This is a genomic window from Desulforudis sp. DRI-14, from assembly GCF_052618305.1.
In genome coordinates this window covers 1-3,659 of sequence record NZ_JBQXEZ010000044.1, presented here as the reverse complement: position 1 = coordinate 3,659, position 3,659 = coordinate 1, and the positions used below count along the sequence as shown (strand labels likewise).

Genomic DNA, 3,659 nt, shown 5'->3' with positions numbered 1-3,659 from the left:
CCCAGTACCATCGGCGCTGGAGGGCTTAACTGCCGTGTTCGGGATGGGAACGGGTGTACCCCCTCCGCCATTGCCACCGGAAATCTGTGAGGTGGGATGTGGGATGCCGGTCGCGGGTCCTTAAGGTTGAAATCGGCTTGCCGATTTCTTTCCTATGTTCTAACCTCTGACCTCTCACTTCTCACTTCCCACTTGTTCTCTCAAAACTGCACAGCGTAAGTAGGACGAGTCAAGCCCTCGACCGATTAGTACCGGTCCGCTCAACTGGTTGCCCAGCTTGCACGCCCGGCCTATCTACCTGGTCGTCTACCAGGGGTCTTACCCGCTTAACGCGATGGGAAACCTCATCTGGAGGGGGGTTTCGCGCTTAGATGCTTTCAGCGCTTATCCCGGCCGCACATAGCTACCCAGCTGTGCCGTTGGCACGACAACTGGTGCACCAGCGGTGCGTCCATCCCGGTCCTCTCGTACTAGGGACGGATCCTCGCAAGTTTCCTGCGCCCGCAGTGGATAGGGACCGAACTGTCTCACGACGTTCTGAACCCAGCTCACGTACCGCTTTAATGGGCGAACAGCCCAACCCTTGGAACCTGCTCCAGCTCCAGGATGCGATGAGCCGACATCGAGGTGCCAAACCTCCCCGTCGATGTGGACTCTTGGGGGAGATAAGCCTGTTATCCCCGGGGTAGCTTTTATCCGCTGAGCGACGGCCCTTCCACGCAGAACCGCCGGATCACTAAGCCCTGCTTTCGCACCAGCTCGACCTGTCCGTCTCGCTGTCAAGCACCCTTGTGCCTTTGCACTCTTTGGCGCGATTTCCATCCGCGCTGAGGGTACCTTTGGGCGCCTCCGTTACGCTTTGGGAGGCGACCGCCCCAGTCAAACTGCCCGCCTGACACTGTCCCCAAACCCGCTTCAGGGCCCAAGGTTAGAATTCCAGTACCATAAGGGTGGTATCCCACCGCCGGCTCCGGTAAGGCTGGCGCCCTACCTTCCACGCCTCCCACCTATCCTGTACATACAATACCAAAATCCAATATCAGGTTACAGTAAAGCTCCACGGGGTCTTTCTGTCCTACTGCGGGTAACCGGCATCTTTACCGGTACTACAATTTCACCGAGCCCCTTGTTGAGACAGCGCCCAGATCGTTACACCTTTCGTGCGGGTCGGAACTTACCCGACAAGGAATTTCGCTACCTTAGGACCGTTATAGTTACGGCCGCCGTTTACCGGGGCTTCGGTTCAGACCTTCACGCTTGCGCGCTGAGCCTTCCCCTTAACCTTCCGGCACTGGGCAGGTGTCAGCCCCTATACGTCATCTTGCGATTTGGCAGGGACCTGTGTTTTTGGTAAACAGTCGCCTGGGCCTCTTCTCTGCGGCCCCCTCGCGCTCCGTATGTAAAATACTTTACGCTGCCGGGGCACCCCTTCTCCCGAAGTTACGGGGTCATTTTGCCGAGTTCCTTAACAAGGGTTCTCTCGCACGCCTGAGAATTCTCTTCCCGCCTACCTGTGTCGGTTTGCGGTACGGGCACCAACCAGCCTCGTTAGAAGCTTTTCTCGGCGGCCTGGCGTCGGTTGCTTCGGTACTCGTTTTCCCTCCCCGTCACCTCTCAGGTTTACGCAAGACGGTTTTGCCTGCCTTGCACCCTACGGGCTTGGACGCGCTTTTCCAGCCGCGCGCTCAACCTAGCCTTCCGCGTCACTCCATCCTCAAACGGCCGTTGGTGGTAACGGAATCTCCACCGTTTGTCCATCGACTACGCCCTTCGGCCTCGCCTTAGGTCCCGACTTACCCTGGGCGGACGAGCCTTCCCCAGGAAACCTTAGGCTTTCGGCGGACGGGATTCTCACCCGTCTTGTCGCTTACTTATGCCGGCATTCTCACTTCCCACCGGTCCACCACTCCTCACGGTATGGCTTCGACCCGGTGAGAACGCTCCTCTACCAGTGGGAAGTGAGATGTGAGAAGTCGGATGTGAGTAGTCTTTAGCTCCAGCTCTCAATGAGACGGTATATCTGTTTGCCCAACACGTCGTATTCTTCGATCATCACCGCATTCTGGTGATAGCCGAGGTCGCGTGCCAGGCTCAGCAATACTCTCATCTCGTTGCTTGAACCAAGAGCGTTGCGAAGAAAGTGTCTGAACTCTGCCTTGGAGTTCTTCCGGCCGTATCTTCCGCGATATTCGCAGGAATGGATGCCGCCGCTTTCCTTAGCTGTTGTCCCGACTCGTATCTTTCTTCGATGGGAAAATCCTGCGTCAGCCTGTGAACCTCCAGCGCCAGCCGGTAACCCGTCTGGTACACTATAAGGTCCTCAAAACTGGTGATCTTTCCCTCACTCACTTCTAACCTCTCACCTCTCACTTCCCAATCCGCAGCTTCGGTAATAGGCTTAGCCCCGTTACATTTTCGGCGCAGAGCCGCTAGACCAGTGATCTATTACGAACTCTTTAAATGGTGGCTGCTTCTAAGCCAACATCCTGGCTGTCTGTGCAGCTCCACATCCTTTTCCACTTAGCCTATTTTCGGGACCTTAGCTGACGGTCTGGGTTGTTTCCCTCTCGACCACGAATCTTAGCACCCGTAGTCTGACTCCCGCGCACCAAGTGGCCGGTATTCGGAGTTTGAATGGGTTCGGTAACCGGTGAAGGCCCCTAGCCCAACCAGTGCTCTACCCCCGGCACTCTTCACGCGAGGCTAGCCCTAGAGCTATTTCGAGGAGAACCAGCTATTTCCGAGTTCGATTGGCATTTCACCGCTACCCACACCTCATCCGCTGCCTTTTCAACGACAGTCGGTTCGGGCCTCCACTGCACTTTACTGAAGCTTCACCCTGGACATGGGTAGGTCACTCGGTTTCGGGTCTACTGCCGCAGACTTGCACGCCCTGTTAAGACTCGCTTTCGCTACGGCTCCGTCCTACACGGACTTAACCTCGCCTGCAACAGTAACTCGCCGGCCCGTTCTACAAAAAGTACGCCATCACGCCTTAAACGCGCTCTGACTGCTTGTAGGCATACGGTTTCAGGTTCTGTTTCACTCCCCTCCCGGGGTGCTTTTCACCTTTCCCTCGCGGTACTAGTGCGCTATCGGTCGCTTGAGGGTATTTAGCCTTACGAGGTGGTCCTCGCGGATTCCCACGGGGTTTCACGTGTCCCGCGGTACTTGGGAAAAAGGCCCAGGTGCACAAGGTCTTTTTACGTACGCGACTGTTACGCTCTGTGGCGGGGCTTTCCAGCCCGCTTCCGCTAAAACCTCTTTACCCCGAAGGCGCCGCCACGCCTTCCGGCCTCTTCCCGCTACCCCGGCTGCGCAACGCTGGCAGGCTTGACACGCAGCCGGTTTGGGCTCGCCCCTTTTCGCTCGCCGCTACTCGGGGGTTCGCTGTTGCTTTCTCTTCCTCGGGTTACTAAGATGTTTCAGTTCACCCGGTGCCCTTCGCTGTGCCTATGTGTTCAGCACAGGATGACGGGGGTTCGCCCCGCCGGGTTGCCCCATTCGGATATCCCCGGATCAACGCCTGCTTGCGGCTACCCGGGGCTTTTCGCAGCTTGCCGCGTCCTTCGTCGGCCCTCAGCGCCAAGGCATCCACCGTACGCCCTTATTAGCTTGACTCGTCTTAGCTACTTACGCTGTGCAGTTTTCAAAGAACA

The 3,659-nt window shown here is 57.2% G+C and carries 2 rRNA genes; both read right to left on the bottom strand.

Features of this window, described 5'->3' with window-relative positions:
• Positions 1 to 81 (bottom strand): 5S ribosomal RNA (rrf, locus tag ACUM6F_RS12610); the annotation flags it as partial.
• 144 nt (positions 82 to 225) lie between these two features.
• Positions 226 to 3,621: ribosomal RNA gene (locus ACUM6F_RS12605) — 23S ribosomal RNA — on the bottom strand.
• Positions 3,622 to 3,659 lie beyond the last annotated feature (38 nt).